Origin of the sequence: Porcincola sp. LCP21S3_C12, assembly GCF_052118625.1 — a bacterium.
GTDB lineage: Bacteria > Bacillota > Clostridia > Lachnospirales > Lachnospiraceae > Porcincola.
Map to the genome: position 1 here is coordinate 108,530 of NZ_JBQKGW010000007.1, position 16,487 is coordinate 125,016.

11 protein-coding genes and 1 tRNA gene are annotated in these 16,487 nt (G+C 55.0%); 10 read left to right on the forward strand and 2 right to left on the reverse strand.

The window, feature by feature from the left end:
* Window positions 1–95 precede the first annotated feature (95 nt).
* Together ACTQ1N_RS05740 and ACTQ1N_RS05745 are read left to right on the forward strand one after the other, a co-directional pair.
* Complete coding sequence (locus ACTQ1N_RS05740) at window positions 96–4,694, forward strand: PolC-type DNA polymerase III (RefSeq protein WP_441955483.1); 4,599 nt, start codon at window positions 96–98, stop codon at window positions 4,692–4,694.
* Between the two features lie 29 nt (window positions 4,695–4,723).
* Window positions 4,724–5,251 (forward strand): shikimate kinase, encoded by a 528-nt coding sequence (locus tag ACTQ1N_RS05745; protein WP_441955485.1) that lies wholly within the window; start codon window positions 4,724–4,726, stop codon window positions 5,249–5,251.
* A gap of 62 nt (window positions 5,252–5,313) precedes the next feature.
* On the opposite strand, the gene ACTQ1N_RS05750 is transcribed toward ACTQ1N_RS05745, so the two are convergent.
* Complete coding sequence (locus ACTQ1N_RS05750) at window positions 5,314–7,746, reverse strand: GH36-type glycosyl hydrolase domain-containing protein (protein ID WP_441955487.1); 2,433 nt, start codon at window positions 7,744–7,746, stop codon at window positions 5,314–5,316.
* A 305-nt stretch (window positions 7,747–8,051) separates the two neighbouring features.
* On the opposite strand from ACTQ1N_RS05750, the gene ACTQ1N_RS05755 reads away from it, so the two are divergent.
* From ACTQ1N_RS05755 to ACTQ1N_RS05790, 8 genes are all read left to right on the forward strand, one after another.
* Window positions 8,052–9,071, forward strand: coding sequence for a LacI family DNA-binding transcriptional regulator (locus ACTQ1N_RS05755; RefSeq protein ID WP_441955489.1), 1,020 nt, complete (start codon window positions 8,052–8,054; stop codon window positions 9,069–9,071).
* A gap of 8 nt (window positions 9,072–9,079) precedes the next feature.
* On the forward strand, window positions 9,080–10,339 hold the full coding sequence (mutY, locus tag ACTQ1N_RS05760; RefSeq protein WP_441955491.1) for an A/G-specific adenine glycosylase: 1,260 nt from the start codon (window positions 9,080–9,082) through the stop codon (window positions 10,337–10,339).
* Window positions 10,340–10,357: 18 nt separating this feature from the next.
* Window positions 10,358–11,392 carry a glycosyltransferase family 2 protein gene (locus tag ACTQ1N_RS05765; protein ID WP_441955493.1) on the forward strand — a complete coding sequence of 345 codons (1,035 nt, stop codon included), beginning with the start codon at window positions 10,358–10,360 and terminating at the stop codon, window positions 11,390–11,392.
* A gap of 99 nt (window positions 11,393–11,491) precedes the next feature.
* Window positions 11,492–13,183, forward strand: a complete 1,692-nt coding sequence (locus ACTQ1N_RS05770) for a glutamine--tRNA ligase/YqeY domain fusion protein (RefSeq protein WP_441955495.1) — start codon at window positions 11,492–11,494, stop codon at window positions 13,181–13,183.
* 79 nt (window positions 13,184–13,262) lie between these two features.
* Window positions 13,263–13,919 carry a YdcF family protein gene (locus ACTQ1N_RS05775; protein WP_441955497.1) on the forward strand — a complete coding sequence of 219 codons (657 nt, stop codon included), beginning with the start codon at window positions 13,263–13,265 and terminating at the stop codon, window positions 13,917–13,919.
* Window positions 13,920–14,001: 82 nt separating this feature from the next.
* A complete protein-coding gene (locus ACTQ1N_RS05780; RefSeq protein WP_441955499.1) occupies window positions 14,002–14,826 on the forward strand; it encodes an HAD family hydrolase in 825 nt (274 codons plus the stop codon).
* Between the two features lie 50 nt (window positions 14,827–14,876).
* Complete coding sequence (locus tag ACTQ1N_RS05785; RefSeq protein WP_441955501.1) at window positions 14,877–15,266, forward strand: DUF3783 domain-containing protein; 390 nt, start codon at window positions 14,877–14,879, stop codon at window positions 15,264–15,266.
* A gap of 70 nt (window positions 15,267–15,336) precedes the next feature.
* A complete protein-coding gene (locus tag ACTQ1N_RS05790; RefSeq protein ID WP_441955549.1) occupies window positions 15,337–16,248 on the forward strand; it encodes a nucleotidyltransferase family protein in 912 nt (303 codons plus the stop codon).
* 140 nt (window positions 16,249–16,388) lie between these two features.
* On the opposite strand, the gene ACTQ1N_RS05795 is transcribed toward ACTQ1N_RS05790, so the two are convergent.
* Window positions 16,389–16,462, reverse strand: a tRNA-Pro gene (locus tag ACTQ1N_RS05795).
* Window positions 16,463–16,487 lie beyond the last annotated feature (25 nt).

Below are 16,487 nucleotides of genomic sequence, written 5' to 3' on the forward strand. Positions count from 1 at the left end.
AGATACAGTTTTCCTGCCCTTTGCGGAAGCGGGAGCCGGCCTGGTGGGAAGGATGAAACAGGAGCAGGAAAACTGGGATAAAGGAGATACAAGGGTTGACGAAGTCGTTTGAAGATACATTTCCGGGCGTCTGCGCAGGAGATGAGGAACTGTCGGAACTGTACCCGCACCTGAATGTGACAAGGGTCACGGTCAATGCGCAGCACACCATGCTGAAGGTCTATGTCGAAGCGGACCGTCTGATTGACAAGAAGGATATCCGCCGGATTGAAAAGCGCATCGACGAGGAGGTCTGTTCCGGCAGCGGGATGGAGACGAAGATCATCGAAAAATTCCGTCTGTCGCAGCAGTACAATGCCCGGAACCTGATGAAGGCCTACCGGGCATCGGTTCTCTATGAGCTGGATCAGTACGACAAGTGCCTGGGCAATCTCTTCCGGCATGCAGACGTCACCTTCGGGGAGGATGGACTGTGCCATCTGGTACTTGAGGACACAATCGTCGCCCGCCGTTATGAGGAGCAGCTTTGCTCGATCCTTGAGAAAATTTTCACAGATCGCTGCGGCGTGGATTTCCGGATGACAGTCGGGTATAAGGAAGCCAGCACCGCTCAGAAGACCCGTCAGTTCCGGGCAATCCAGACGATGCAGAAGGCGGAGGAGACGCTGCGCGAAGCAGGTCTGCTCCAGAAGATGCAGGGCGCAGGGCCTGGCGCGGCTCCGGGGGACGGAGAAGATGCAGCGGCCGGATACGGCGAGCCTGCGCCGGCAGGAGAAAGCGGCGCAGCGGGCGGCAGAACGGCCCAGGCAGCTTCAGGCATCAGAGCGGGCGGGCTTTCCGGAAAGGGCAGCCAGGGTGTCAGAGGCCGCAGAGGAAGAGGCACCTTTGGCCTGCGGGGCGACTCGGAGCGGAATGAGTCGCTTGTCAGAAGCAGCAACCCGGATGTGCTGTACGGCCGGGATTTTGAAGACCTGCCGATTGAGATGAAGTCGATTCTCGGAGAGATGGGGGATGTGACGATCCGCGGCCAGGTTTCAGAGATCGAGACACGGGATATCCATACAAAGCGCGGGAGCGATCTGACCATCCTGATCATTACGCTGACGGATTTCACCGATACGATGCGGATCAAGATGTTTCTCGACACCCAGAAAGCACCGCAGCTGACGGATCAGCTGAAAACAGGAATGTTCATCAAGGTCAGAGGTGTCACGACGATCGATAAGTTCGATTCGGATCTGACCATCGGAAACATCTATGGCATCATGAAGATTGCGGACTTCCGTCAGAAGAGGAGCGATACCTGGCCGAGGAAGAGAGTCGAGCTTCATTGCCACACCAAGATGAGCGCGATGGATGCCGTGTCGGAGCCGGGAGATCTGGTGAAGGCAGCAGCTTCCTGGGGGCACAAGGCGATCGCGATCACGGATCATGGGGTTGTGCAGGGGCTTCCGGACGCATACAAGGCGATTCCGGAGGATTCTGATTTCAAGGTCATCTACGGGTGCGAGGGCTACCTGGTGAATGACCTGGTGGAGACGGCTGTCAACTCGAGGGGCCAGTCCCTGGAGGGAGATTTTGTGGTTTTCGATCTTGAGACAACCGGATTTTCTCCTGTCGAGAACCGGATTATCGAGATTGGCGCGGTCAAGGTCAGCGGCGGAAAGATCGTGGACCGCTTCTCCGAGTTTGTGAACCCGCAGGTCCCGATTCCGCTGCGGATCGAGAATCTGACCTCGATCAACGACGCGATGGTTGCGGATGCACCCACAATCGAAGAGATCCTGCCCCGGTTTCTCGCATTTTCGAAGGACTGTGTGCTGGTCGCACACAATTCCGCCTTCGACGTCAGTTTCATTGAGGAGAACTGCAGGCGTCTGGGATATGATCATGATTTTACATCCGTGGATACTGTGTCGCTGGCGCGCGTTCTGCTTCCGAATCTCGGGAAATACAAGCTCGACACGGTTGCGAAGGCACTGAACATCGATCTCGGACACCATCACCGGGCAGTCGACGACGCGGAGTGCACGGCGCACATCTTCGTGAAGTTTGTCAGCATGCTCGAGGATCTGGATCTTCATAACCTTGATGAGGTCAATGAGCACTGCAGGGCGGACGAGCACAAGATCCGGAAGATGCCGACCTACCATGTCATCCTTCTGGCGAAGAATGAGACAGGCCGTGTCAACCTGTATCGCTGTGTGTCGGAATCCCATCTGAAGTATGTCTCGAACGGGAAGCCGCACCTGCCGAAGAGTTTTCTTGAGGCGCACAGGGACGGACTGATCATCGGGTCTGCCTGTGAGGCCGGCGAACTGTTCCAGGCAATCGAGCGCGGCGCCTCGGAGGAGGAACTGAAGCGGATTGTAGATTTCTATGATTATCTGGAGATCCAGCCGATCGGCAACAACATGTTTCTGACCGTTCCGAAATATGACAAGAATGGAAATCTCAGAAATGAGCCGAAGACCGTCGAGGATCTGAAAAACTACAACCGACGGATTGTCGCGCTCGGAGAGCAGTACGGCAAGCCTGTGTGTGCGACCTGCGACGTTCATTTTCTGAATCCGGAGGATGAGATCTACAGGCGGATTCTGCAGTATGTGAATTTTCAGGATCCGGAGGCGGACAATCAGCCGCCTCTGTATCTGCGCACGACGGAGGAGATGCTGAAGGAGTTCGAGTATCTGGGGGAGGAGAAGGCGAACGAGGTTGTTATCACAAATACCAACCGGATCGCTGACATGGTGGAAAAGTTCTCGCCGGTCCGCCCGGACAAGTGTCCGCCTGTCATCCCGCACTCTGATGAAATGCTGACGAAGATCTGCTATGACAGGGCACATGAGATCTACGGCGATGACCTTCCGCAGGTAGTGGAGGACCGCCTGAAGAAGGAGCTGCATTCCATCATATCGAATGGATTTGCCGTCATGTACATCATTGCCCAGAAGCTGGTATGGAAGTCCGTGGCAGACGGGTATCTGGTCGGGTCGAGAGGCTCTGTCGGGTCGTCCTTTGTCGCAAACATGGCCGGCATCACGGAGGTCAACTCCCTGCATCCGCATTACCTCTGCCCGAAATGCCACTACGTGGACTTTGATTCTCCTGAGGTTCGAAAGTACGATGGCATGGCCGGCTGCGACATGCCGGATAAAAACTGTCCGAAGTGCGGAACGAAGCTTCAGAAGCTTGGCTTTGACATTCCGTTTGAGACCTTCCTCGGCTTCAAGGGAAACAAGGAGCCGGATATCGACCTGAACTTCTCCGGAGAGTATCAGTCAAAGGCGCACCACTACACGGAAGTCATCTTCGGCGCGGGTCAGACGTTCCGGGCCGGAACGGTGACGGGTGTGGCGGACAAGAATGCGTACGGTTATGTGCTCCGGTATTTTGAGGACCACGGGGAGAAAAAGCGGCCGGCGGAGATCAAGCGTCTGGCAGACGGCTGTGTCGGTGTCCGGAAGTCGACCGGGCAGCACCCGGGCGGCATCATCGTTCTGCCATACGGGGAGGAGATCAACACATTTACGCCGGTCCAGCATCCGCCCAAGGATGAGAACACGATCACGACGCACTTTGATTACCATAAGATTGACCACAACCTCCTGAAGCTGGATATTCTCGGACATGATGATCCGACTATGATCCGCATGCTGGAGGATCTGACCGGGCTCCATGCGACAGACGTTCCGCTGGACGACAGAAAAGTCATGAGCCTGTTCCAGAATACCAGTGCGCTCGGAATCACACCGGATGACATCGGCGGCTGCCCGCTGGGTTCGCTTGGCATTCCGGAGTTCGGGACAGACTTTGCCATCCAGATGCTTGTTGATACAAAACCGAAGTATTTCTCGGATCTGGTCAGAATCGCCGGTCTGGCGCACGGGACGGACGTCTGGCTGGGGAATGCGCAGGATCTGATCATGAACGGCATCTGCACCATTTCCACGGCGATCTGCTGCCGCGACGATATCATGATCTATCTGATCTCGAAGGGGCTTGATCCGGAGCTTTCCTTCACGATCATGGAGAAGGTCCGCAAGGGCAAAGGCCTCCGGCCAGAGTGGGAGGAGGAGATGAAGAAGCATGGGGTGCCGGACTGGTACATCGGCTCCTGCAAAAAGATCAAGTACATGTTCCCGAAGGCGCATGCGGCGGCGTATGTCATGATGGCCTGGCGGATCGCATGGTTCAAGATCTATCAGCCGCTCGCCTACTATGCGGCCTTCTTCTCGATCCGTTCGCCCGGCTTCGACTACGAGCTTATGTGCGAGGGCCCGGAGGTGCTGGCACGGCATATGAAGGAGATTGAAGCCAAGGATAAGAATGAGCAGCAGCAGAAGGAGCAGGAGCAGTACAAGGCGATGAAGGTCGTCCGGGAGATGTATGCACGCGGCTATGAGTTTGCGAAGATCGACGTCTTCAAGTGCAGGGCAACGAAGTTCTGCATTGTGGACGGGAAGCTGATGCCGTCGCTTAATAAGATCGACGGACTCGGGGATAATGTCGCGGCGCAGATCGTGGATGCCTGCAAGGACGGGCCGTTTTTATCGCTGGATAACTTCAGGGAACGGACGAAATGCCCGAAGGGCATCGCGGACAAGCTGGTGCAGCTCGGCATCCTGTCGGGCCTTCCGGAATCGAATCAGCTGTCGATCTTTGACATGATGCCGACCGGAACGGAAGGGTGACGGGCGGCCTGACAAGAATGGAGAATCGTATGCAGAAGACGGATGAAAATGTCATCCTGATCGGGTTCATGGGAAGCGGAAAGTCGAGTGTGGGCAAAAAGCTTGCCGGCCTGCTTGCAGTGCCCTGCCTGGATACCGATGCACTGATTGAGGAGCAGGAAAAGATGACGATCCGGGAGATTTTTGCTCAGAGGGGGCAGGAGTATTTCCGGGATGCGGAAACCAGAGCGGTCCGCGGTCTGACGGACAGAGCGGGACGATATGTCCTCTCTGCCGGGGGAGGCCTTCCGCTGAGAGCCGAAAACCGGGAGATTCTGAAAAAACTCGGAACGGTGATCTATCTCAAGGCCAGTGTTCAGACACTGGCTGAAAGGCTGGCAAGGGATACCACACGGCCTCTTCTGCAGGGAGAAGAGCCTCTGGAAGAAAAAATAACCCGGATTCTGAGTGAGCGCGAGGCCCTCTATGAGGAGGCCTGCAGCCACGTGGTCCTGTCGGACAGAAAGAGTGTCCGGGAAGTCGCACAGGAGATCAGACGATTGATTGAAACATTGTAAAAAGACCTGCAGCGTTTCAGCTGCAGGTCTTTCCATAGAGGAACTTGTCTTCCTGGTCAGCCTTACATGACAGCGTCTACCTCGTACTCTGTCACACCTTCGGTGATCGGAATCAGGTTGCCGCTGACCTCTTTTCCGTTGACTGTCAGCTTCCGTATGCCCTTCTCCACATGATCCGGATTGGAGATATGGATGCGGTACATGGCCCCGCGGAATCTGCGGCTGACTGTGTAAGGTCCGAAGTCCTTCGGGACGCAGGGATCAATCCGAAGCCCGTCGTAGTCCGGGAAGATGCCCAGAATATGCTGCGAAATATTGACGAATGTCCAGGCGGCTGTTCCTGTCAGCCAGCTGTTTTTTCCCTGACCAAAATACTTTGCGTCGCTGCCGGCGACCATCTGGGAGTAGACATAGGGCTCCGTGCAGTGGATCTCCGAGATGTCCTCGATGTAGGCCGGGCAGGTCTTTTTGTAGATATCGAAGGCTCTTGTCCCGTGTCCGAGGACGGTCTCCGCGATCGATACCCAGGGATTGTTGTGGCAGAAGATACCGCCATTTTCCTTGTATCCCGGCGGATAGGAGGAAATCTCTCCCAGGTTCAGGTAATAGTGTGAGTAGGAAGGAGCGAGGATCCGGATCCCGTATTTTGTGTCAAGGTGCTTCTCAACGGAAGCGAGTGCCTTTTCAGCCTTCCCTTCCTTCACGCCGATGCCAGCAAGGACACAGAAGCCCTGCGGCTCGATGAAGATTTTTCCTTCCTCACACTCGTGGGATCCGACCTTCTGTCCTTTTGCATCGTATGCACGCAGAAACCACTCGCCGTCCCAGCCTGCATCAAGGACAGCCTGCTGCATCCTCCGAACCTCGGCCATGGCGGCTTCCGCCTTGTCCGGGAGACCTCTGTGCGTGCAGAGCAGCGCATAATCCTTTCCGTATCGGACAAACATGCCTCCGATGAAAACAGACTCTGCAATCGGACCTTCGCTGGGTCCCGTCGTCTGGAAGGATTCGCCCGGCGTGTCGGAGAAGCAGTTCAGGTTCAGGCAGTCGTTCCAGTCCGCACGGCCGATCTGAGGAAGCCCGTGCGGTCCTTTGTGGGTGACCGTGTACTCGAATGAACGGGTCAGGTGTTCGAAGAGCGGGACGCATGTTGTTTCATCGTTGTTGAACGGGACAGACTCGTCGAGGATCGAGAAGTCCCCCGTCTCGCGGATATAGGCTGCCGTGCCCGCGATGAGCCACAGCGGATCGTCGTTGAAGCCGGAACCGATGTCTGCATTCCCGCGGCGGGTCAGCGGCTGGTACTGATGATAGGCCGATCCGTCCTCAAACTGCGTGGATGCGATGTCAATGATCCGCTGCCTGGCCTTTTCTGGAATCAGATGAACGAAGCCAAACAGATCCTGACAGGAGTCGCGGAAGCCCATGCCGCGTCCGATGCCGGATTCATAGTAGCTGGCCGACCGGGACATGTTGAATGTGACCATGCACTGGTACTGATTCCAGATGTTCACCATGCGGTTGACCTTTTCATCGCAGGATTCGACATGGTATCCTTCCAGAAGGTTCTTCCAGTATGCCTTCAGCTCCGCAAATGCTGCATCTGCGCCTTCCGTGGTCTGGTATTTTGCCAGAAGCCTGCGCGCAGGTGCCTTGTTGATGACATTCGGGGCCTCCCATTTCTGATCCCTTGGGTTTTCTGCATAGCCGAGAACAAAGAGGAAGGTCTTTGATTCACCCGGGGTGAGGGTTACATGGAGCTCATGTGCGGCGACCGGATACCAGCCGCTGGCGACAGAGCCGGTGCATCCGCCGTTTCGGATCGCATCCGGATTGGAGGCAGGGCTGTAGGTACCGATGAAGGCATCCCGGCTGGTGTCGAAACCATCCGGTTTTGCGTTGACGGAGAAAAATGCATAATGGTTTCTGCGTTCGCGATATTCCGTCTTATGATAGATGGTGGCACCGTCGATTTCAACTTCACCTGTGGAGAGGTTGCGCTGGAAGTTGGTCATGTCATCCAGAGCATTCCAGAGGCAGAACTCTACATAGGAGAAGACCTTGAACGACTTCGGAGATTCAGACTCGTTCGTCAGTGTCAGACGGTTGAGCTCGCAGGTATCATGAAGCGGCACAAAGTTCAGAAGGTCAGCCTTCAGTCCGTTCTTCTTCGCAGTGAAACGTGAGTAGCCGATGCCATGTCTGCATTCGTAGAAATCGAGCGGCGTCTGAGTCGGCTGCCAGCCTGGATTCCACGTGACATCTCCGTCCTGAATGTAGTAATATTTTCCATTAGAGTCCAGCGGCACGCTGTTGTAGCGGTACCGTGTGATCCGGAGCATTTTCGCATCCTTGTAGAAGCTGTATCCGCCGCAGGTATTCGATACGATCGAGAAGAAGTCATTGCAGCCAAGATAGTTGATCCAGGGAAGCGGTGTCCGGGGAGTCGTGATGACATACTCGAGGGCCCTGTCATCAAAATAACCAAATTTCATAGGAGTCTCCTTCTCACAAAAGATGAAAGGTCATTTAGGAAAACGATTAAGTAACTTCTCAGGGCCAGTATATCGCAACGTATTCCTGAATACAAGAGAGAATGGCGACATAATTATGTTAAATATAGACAAAAATACAACATGAAATCGAACGTAATATACAAATCGAATGTTGACGACATATATTTTCGCGAAAATGAGTTGTCCGAAAATGGCTAAATTCCTATAATATTGTTACGAAAACGATTTCAAGACCTGCCTCAGGCAGCCGGTCATTCAGCCGGGCATTAAAGGAGAAACGCATCATGGTCTCAATGAAGGATATTGCCAAAAAATGCGGGGTGTCGGTCGCGACGGTCAGCAAGGCGCTGAATGGATACAGCGACATCGGGAAGGAAAAGCGAGAGGAGATCAAGCGGTGCGCCGAGGAGATGGGATATTTCCCCAATTCCTCCGCGCGTGCGCTGAAGACAAACCGGACCTGGAATCTGGGAATCCTGATCACGGATAATCTCCATTCCGGGCTGACACACAGCTACTTTGCGGCGATCCTTGACGCAATCAAAGTGACAGCGGAGCGGCGCGGCTATGACATCACCTTTACCTCCATGTCACCGGTCGGCGGCAGAAAGATGAGCTACTATGAGCACTGCCGCTACAGAGGACTGGATGGGGTGGTCATTGCGAACATTGACTTTACATCCCCCGATATCATTGAACTTGTCAAGTCTCCGCTTCCGATTGTCACGATCGACTATGTCTACGACGGCAGGACGGCCATTGTCTCTAACAATCAGAAGGGCATGCATGACCTGACGGAATACGTCTGCTCGATGGGACACAGGGAGATCGCCTACATCCACGGGGATGACAATACGGTCACGAAGGAACGGCTTGCAAGTTTTTACCGGACCGCAGAGGCGTACGGTGTGACGGTCCCTGACAAATGGGTGCTGTCTTCAAGATACCGGGATGTCGGGATGACGGAACGGCGGACGAGGGAGCTGCTCAGTCAGGACAGTCTGCCGACCTGCATCTTTTTTCCGGACGACTTTTCGGCGGTCGGAGGGATGAATGCGATCCGCTCTGCAGGGCTTCGCATCCCGGAGGATATTTCCGTGTGCGGGTATGACGGAATCCCGATTGCCTTCGCCATGTATCCGAGGCTGACAACGCTCAGGCAGGATACGGCGATGGTCGGTAAAATCGCCGCTGAGAAACTCATTTCCCTGATAGAGAACCCGAAAATTGCCCTGATTGAGAAGATATCGGTCGACGGCGAGCTGGTGAAAGGCGACACTGTCCGGCGGCTGCAGCCGTCTTGAATGTAGATATGAATTCTGATAAAATAACTGAAACTGCATACCTGCAGCGGATTGTTCCGGCGCTGATGGAGTGGTACCCGAATCATAGGAGGGATCTTCCGTGGCGGCTGCATCCGCTGCCTTATTATGTCTGGATTTCGGAGGTCATGCTTCAGCAGACGCGGGTGGAGACCGTTATTCCGTACTACCAGCGGTTTCTGAAAGAACTTCCAACGGTCGGAGCGCTTGCCGGCTGCCCGCCGGAGAAACTCATGAAGCTCTGGGAGGGAATCGGGTACTACAGCCGGGCGAGAAATCTCCAGAGGGCCGCAGACATGGTGATGGAGGTGTACGGCGGCCATATTCCGGAGGCAAGGGAAGAGCTTTTAAAACTCCCCGGAATCGGCAGCTACACGGCCTCTGCCATTTCATCCATCGCATACGGCAGATGCGAGGCTGCCGTGGATGGCAATGTGCTCAGGGTTTCCACGAGGCTTCTGGAGGATTCCGCCTGCATCGATGAACCGAAGGTGAAGAAGCGGTGGGAGAAAATCTGGACAGCGGTTATGCGGCAGTATCAGGAGAGCCATCCGGAGGAGAAATCGTTTCCGGGGACCTTCAATCAGGCAATGATGGAGATTGGCGCAACAGTCTGCGTGCCGGGCGGCACACCCGCCTGCAGCCGGTGCCCGCTCTCGGCGTTCTGCCTTGCACACCTTCATGCAAAAGAGCTGCTTTATCCGGTCCGCAAGACAAAACAGCCGCGCAGGGTGGAAAAACGGACGGTGCTTCTGATCACGGACGGCGGACGGATTGTCATCCGGAAGAGAAGCGGGAAGGGCTTGCTGGCTGGAATGTGGGAGCTGCCGAATGCGGAAGGCACGCTCACGCAGAAGGAAGCACTGTCGTATGCGGAGAGACTGGGTTTGTCTCCTCTTCGGATCAGACCGCTTCCGCCTGCACGCCATATCTTTACACACATTGAGTGGGATATGACAGGCTGGCAGGTGCTGGCCGAGACGCTCGAAGACCTGAAGACGGACGGGACGAAGCCCGCCGGACGTGAACCTGAAGCGGCGAAGAATGCTGCAGAAAGGACGGTTTCGGATGCTTCAGGCGCATGGGCACTGGTCACTGTGCAGCAGGCCGAGAGACAGTATGCCATACCGGCGGCTTTTTCCGCATATCTGAAGGTTGCGGGAATCAGGCCAAAGGCAATGCTCCAGAAGGAGCGGAAAGAATCTGCGGTTCGGAAAGCCGGGTATGAAGGCTGTTCCGGAAGCAGATGACCGAGGAATAATAAAAATATGGGAAAGATCTTGACGGTGGCAATTCCTTGCTACAATTCGGCGGAGTACATGGAGAAGTGTATCCGGTCGCTTCTGCCGGGCAAGGATGATATTGAGATCCTGGTGATTGATGATGGATCGACGAAAGACAATACACTGGAGATCGCGCAGCGGTATGAGGCGCAGTATCCCGGAATTGTGAGGGCCATTCACCAGGAAAACAAGGGACATGGCGGGGCTGTCAATACCGGTATCGAGAATGCATCGGGAACCTATTTCCGTGTGGTCGACTCGGATGACTGGGTGGATTCCAGGGTGCTTCTGAAGGTGATCGCGCGGCTGAAGACGCTTGAGAAGAAAGGCACGCCGGTTGATATGATGCTGACGAACTTTGTTTATGACAAGGTGGGGGCGGGCATCTTCGGGAAGCATGTCATGAATTTCCATCATGCATTTCCGGCGAACCGGATCATCAGCTGGGATGACATGGGACATATGAGGCAGACCCAGTATATCCTGATGCACAACATTACCTACCGGCATGATATTCTGGTAAAGTCGGGGCTCAGGCTGCCGCTTCACACCTTCTATGTGGATAATATCTACGCGTACCAGCCGCTGCCGTACTGCGAGAAGTTCTACTATATGGATCTGAACCTTTACCATTACTTTATCGGGCGGGAGGATCAGTCCGTCAATGAGAAGGTCATGCTGAGCCGGATCGATCAGCAGCTGCGTGTCAACAAGCTGATGATCGACATCTTCACAAGGCAGAATTTTTCAGGACTGGACAAGAATGTCCGCAAGTACATGATGATCTACCTGAACAAGATCATGACGGTCTCTTCTGTTTTTCTTCTGGTCGGCGGCACAAGTGAGGATCTGAAGAAGAAGGGCGAACTCTGGGCGTATCTGAAGCACGCAGACTACAAGCTGTACTACAGGCTGCGGATGTCCTTCCTTGGGGTGTGCATGAATCTGCCGACACAGCTTGGACGCAAGACAACAGTCCGGGGCTACAAGATTGCGAGGAAGCTGTTCAGCCTGAACTGACAGACAACAGGAGGCTATCTGACCCGGAGACGGAAGCAGCCTGTATCCGGAGAAGCGGATGGATGAGACGGCGAATGGCGCCGGGGTATGGAGGAGAAGATGAGCGAGGAAGTCAGGGAGAAGAAGGAAAGCAGGAATTTCATCGAGGAAATCATCGACAAGGATATCGCAGACGGGCGCACGACCGAGGTATGTACCCGGTTCCCGCCAGAGCCGAACGGTTATCTCCACATCGGCCATGCAAAGTCGATCCTTCTGAACTATGGGCTCGCCCAGGAATATCATGGAAAGTTCAACCTTCGCTTTGACGACACGAACCCGACGAAGGAGAAGAGCGAGTTCGTGGAAGCGATCAAGCAGGATGTCAAGTGGCTGGGCGCTGACTACGGCGACCGCTGTTTTTTCGCCTCCAACTATTTTGAGCAGATGTACGAGGCCGCTGTCAAGCTGATCAGGAAAGGCAAGGCGTTTGTTTGCGATCTCTCCGCCGAGCAGATCCGCGAGTACCGCGGAACGCTGACGGAGCCAGGCAAGGAAAGTCCTTATCGGAACCGCAGCGTGGAGGAGAATCTCGAGCTTTTCGAGAACATGAAGAACGGAAAGTATGCCGACGGCGAAAAGGTGCTTCGGGCAAAGATCGACATGGCCTCCTCCAATATGAATATGCGGGATCCGGTCATTTACCGGATTGCACACATCGCGCATGAGAATACGGGCGACCGCTGGTGCATCTACCCGATGTACGACTTCGCTCATCCGATTGAGGACGCAATCGAGGGCGTGTCCCATTCCATTTGTACACTGGAATTCGAGGATCACAGACCACTCTATGACTGGGTGGTCCGGGAGCTGGAATACCCGCATCCGCCGAGACAGATTGAGTTCGCGAAGATGTACCTCGAGAACATTGTTACAGGGAAGCGCTACATCAAGAAGCTGGTGGAGAATGGAATTGTCGACGGCTGGGACGACCCGCGCCTGGTCTCCATATCCGGACTGAGAAGGAGAGGGTTCACGCCGCAGTCCATCCAGATGTTCGTGGAGCTTTCCGGTGTGTCGAAGGCAAACTCCTGCTCGGACTACGCTATGCTTGAATACTGTCTCAGGGAGGACCTGAAGCTGAAGAAGCCGCGTGTCATGGCCGTCCTGGATCCGGTCAGACTCATCATTGACAACTATCCGGAGGGCCAGACGGAGAAGCTTGAGGTTGAAAACAACCTTGAGAATCCGGAACTTGGAAAGCGCCTGGTTCCATTTGGGCGGGAGCTGTACATCAACCGGGACGACTTCATGGAGGTACCGGTCAAGGGGTATAGAAGACTGTATCCCGGCAATGAAGTTCGTCTGATGCACGCATATTTCGTCACATGCACCGGTGTAGAGAAGGATGAAAACGGTCAGATCAAGGCTGTTCACTGCACATATGACCCGGCAACAAGGGGCGGCAATGCGCCGGACGGCCGTAAAGTCAGAGGGACGATTCACTGGGTGAATGCCGCGACGGCGCTGCCCTGCGAGGTTCGTCTGTTTGAGAATCTTGTCGATGAAGAGAAGGGTGTGTACAACAAGGAGACGGGAGAGCTGAATCTGAACCCGAACTCCCTGACCATTCTGAAGAACTGCTATGTGGAGCCCGCGCTGAAGGACGCGAAGGCACTCGATTCGTTCCAGTTTGTGCGGACAGGATTTTTCTGCGTCGACAGCAAGCTATCGGCACCGGATCATCTTGTGTTCAACCGGAGCGTCCCGCTGAAGTCATCCTTCAGACTGCCGGCAGTGGGAAAGGCATAATCGTCAGACCCGGAACAGCTGATGTCCCGGGTCTTTGCGTATCAGACAGGGGAAACAGGAGGCACAGAGAGCATTCAGGATGTATCTTGACGGGATTACTTCGTTTATCTTTCAGGAGGATCAGCCTGAGAAGGCAGACATCATCTTTGTACCGGGCGGGAATTACCCGGAGGCAGCGGAGCGGGCCGCTCAGCTTTACAGGAAAGGCTACGCGCCGCTCATCTGTCCAAGCGGGAAATACAGCAGGCTGAAGGGACACTTTGAGCCGCCGCTGTCGTCCGGAAGCCGCGCGGAAGAGACAGGCGGTGCGCCGGATTGTCAGACTGAGTGGGAGTTTCTCAGGTCGATTCTCATCCGGGAAGGGGTTCCAGGAGAAGCAATTCTGAAAGAAAGCCAGGCCACCTTTACGTGGGAGAATGCCATTTTCTCGAGAAGGGTGTGCGAAGATCTCCATATCAGGGTGCGAAAGGCGATCCTGTGCTGCCAGAACTGGCATGCCAGACGCTGCCTGATGTACTATGGACAGCAGTTTCCGGAGACGCAGTTCTTTGTGTGCCCGGTGTCAACGAGGGGAATAACCAGGGACAACTGGTACCTCGATCCTGAAAAGGCGGATGTGGTGCTTTCAGAGGTGGAGCGCTGCGGGGCACAGTTTCACGAGATTGTCCGGCATTACCGGGAGGGAAAGTCCTACTGCCGTCCGGACGACTGGAAGAGTCCTTTTGGGCGCGAATGATGTCAGAGGCAAAAGATGAGGGTGTTACATCCGGAAATTCTGGCTGAACGCAGATGATGCGGTGCGGAAGGAGAAAGACAGCATGGGAAAACTGATTGCGACAGACCTTGACGGGACCCTGCTCCCGGAGGGAACATTCCATCTCAATCCGGAATACTACGAGGTGATCCGGAGACTCCACGATGAAGGGCATGTGTTCGTGGCTGCCAGCGGCCGTCACTACTCGAGCATGAGAAAACTCCTGGAACCAGTCTGGGAGGATGTGATCTTTCTTTGCGGAAACGGGACCTATGTCGCCTGCAGAGGCGTCTCGATGGCTGTGCGGCCGCTTCCCGACAGGCTGTATGAGGAAATCATTCCGGAAATGAAGAAAAACGGGATTTTCACCTGTGCCGATACGCCGGATGCAATGTGGACGGACAGTGACAGCGAGATGTTTCAGAGGAGGCTCAGCGGAGGATACCGGGTCAACCTGAAGCGGATTGACGATCTGCGTCAGCTTCGCGATGTGAACGCAAAGCCCTCTGCGGACGGACTGCATGACCGCGGCGTCCTGAAGTGCGCTATGTACACCGAGAAGGATGCGGCACCGATGGCGGAACGTTTCAAACAGCGCTTCGGCAGTCAGGCGCATATCATGACAGCCGGAGAACGGTGGGTGGACTGCGTTCCTCTGGGCGTGGATAAGGGGACGGCTTTGTCTCAGATCCAGCAGCAGCTTGGCTTCAGCCAGGAGGATACAGTGGCATTTGGGGACAATGGCAACGATGTCGGGATGCTGAACTGCGCAGGGGAGAGCTACTGTGTGGAGGGCGGCCGCGAAGAGGTCAAGAAGGCTGCAAAGCACGTGATTGGAAGGATGGAGGACGATGCGGTCCTGGATGTGCTGAAGCGCTTCCTCGCCTGAGAGGCGCAGCAGTCAGGCAGAGATGTGTTTTTCAGATAGGAGGAACCAGAATGGAGAGCCCTGTGCTTCTGATTTACCACATGCAGCAGCCGAGGCAGGCGGCACTGAAGGCAGTCTGCGCGGCCATGAAGATCCGGCCTGTCACCGTCGGTGATGGAGACGGAAGGGTGCCGGTCGGCCTTCTGACCCGCTCGGAGAATCCGGTCCGCGTCATCCGGGAGGCTGAAAGACGCGGTTTCCATGAAGGGATGATCGACGAAGAAATGATCATTATGGCAGGATTTGACGATGCTCTGCTGACTTCATTTCTGAGCACGCTGAGAGAGCAGGGGCTGGTGATTGCCCTGAAAGCGATCGAGACGGATGAAAACAGGTACTGGAACGGAGAGATGCTGCAGGAGGAGCTGAAGAAGGAGCGGGCGTCCTTTCGGAAAAGATAAGGTGTAGTGTTCTGAAACGATTCGGAGGTGAAGTGTGGAAACGAGCAGCAGAAAAACATCCCTGGTCATCATGGCTGCAGGACTTGGCAGCAGATTTGGAAAAGGCATCAAGCAGCTGACATCCTTTGGCCCGTCAGGAGAGATCATCATGGACTATTCCATCTATGATGCGCTTCAAGCGGGATTTGACAAGGTCGTCTTCATTCTGCGCAGAGATCTGGCGGACGAGTTCCGGGAGATTATCGGCAGACGAATTGAAAAGCAGGTGGAGGTTGCCTATGCCTATCAGGACATGGGAGACCTTCCGGAGGGATTTTGCGTTCCGGTGGGACGCGTCAAGCCCTGGGGGACCGGTCAGGCAGTTCTGGCGGCGAGAGATGTCATTGACGAGCCGTTCTGCGTCATCAACGCAGACGATTACTATGGCAGGACCTCCTTCAGGAAGATTCATGAATACCTGACAGCCACACCGTTCCGGACAGGGATTCACCAGCCATACCGCATCAGCATGGCGGGCTTTGTTCTGAACAATACACTATCTGAGCACGGCGGTGTGACCAGGGGGCTCTGCGAGGTCGATGAGGCAGGCCGGCTTGAACAGATCGTCGAGACAAAGAACATCATCCGTCACGCGGGAGGTGCAGCTGTCCTGTACCAGGACGGAACGATGAAGGTGCTGAACCCGGATATGCCCGTTTCCATGAACATGTGGGGCTTCCAGCCGGATTTCATCGGCGAGCTGAAGGCAGCTTTCCCGGTCTTTTTGAGAGAACACGCCGGGACGAAGGATGAGCAGACAGCGGAGTTTCTGCTTCCAACCATCGTCGGAGGGCTTCTCCGGCAGCAGAAGGCGCTGATCGACGTTCTGCCGATATCAGATCGCTGGTTCGGCGTTACCTACCAGGAGGATGTCCCGGTTGTGAAGGAGAGTTTCCGAAAGCTGATCGCGGAAGGCCTGTATCCGGAAAAACTCTGGGGCTGACGAGAAGAAAGTAAAGAGGCAGATGAAGAATGACTGCTCATTTTTCATCTGCCTCTTATTCATTGAAGTGTGTTTTTGCTCTGAACTTCATCCCAATACATCGCTATTCAGCGGCAGTAGTTCGGATTCGTACAACCTAGTCGAGGTGATCAGACTCGAACTGACGGCCTCTGGTCCCCCAGACCAGCGCCCTAACCATCTGGGCCACACCTCGTGAAACACAATGCTCATTATATAAC

What these genes read in the sequence shown, in the direction of transcription:
- ACTQ1N_RS05745 (WP_441955485.1), top strand. Translation starts at nt 4,724, where the DNA reads ATGCAGAAGACGGATGAAAATGTCATCCTGATCGGGTTCATGGGAAGC.
- ACTQ1N_RS05750 (WP_441955487.1), bottom strand. Translation starts at nt 7,746, where the DNA reads ATGAAATTTGGTTATTTTGATGACAGGGCCCTCGAGTATGTCATCACG.
- ACTQ1N_RS05755 (WP_441955489.1), top strand. Translation starts at nt 8,052, where the DNA reads ATGGTCTCAATGAAGGATATTGCCAAAAAATGCGGGGTGTCGGTCGCG.
- mutY (WP_441955491.1), top strand. Translation starts at nt 9,080, where the DNA reads ATGAATTCTGATAAAATAACTGAAACTGCATACCTGCAGCGGATTGTT.
- ACTQ1N_RS05765 (WP_441955493.1), top strand. Translation starts at nt 10,358, where the DNA reads ATGGGAAAGATCTTGACGGTGGCAATTCCTTGCTACAATTCGGCGGAG.
- ACTQ1N_RS05770 (WP_441955495.1), top strand. Translation starts at nt 11,492, where the DNA reads ATGAGCGAGGAAGTCAGGGAGAAGAAGGAAAGCAGGAATTTCATCGAG.
- ACTQ1N_RS05775 (WP_441955497.1), top strand. Translation starts at nt 13,263, where the DNA reads ATGTATCTTGACGGGATTACTTCGTTTATCTTTCAGGAGGATCAGCCT.
- ACTQ1N_RS05780 (WP_441955499.1), top strand. Translation starts at nt 14,002, where the DNA reads ATGGGAAAACTGATTGCGACAGACCTTGACGGGACCCTGCTCCCGGAG.
- ACTQ1N_RS05785 (WP_441955501.1), top strand. Translation starts at nt 14,877, where the DNA reads ATGGAGAGCCCTGTGCTTCTGATTTACCACATGCAGCAGCCGAGGCAG.
- ACTQ1N_RS05790 (WP_441955549.1), top strand. Translation starts at nt 15,337, where the DNA reads ATGGCTGCAGGACTTGGCAGCAGATTTGGAAAAGGCATCAAGCAGCTG.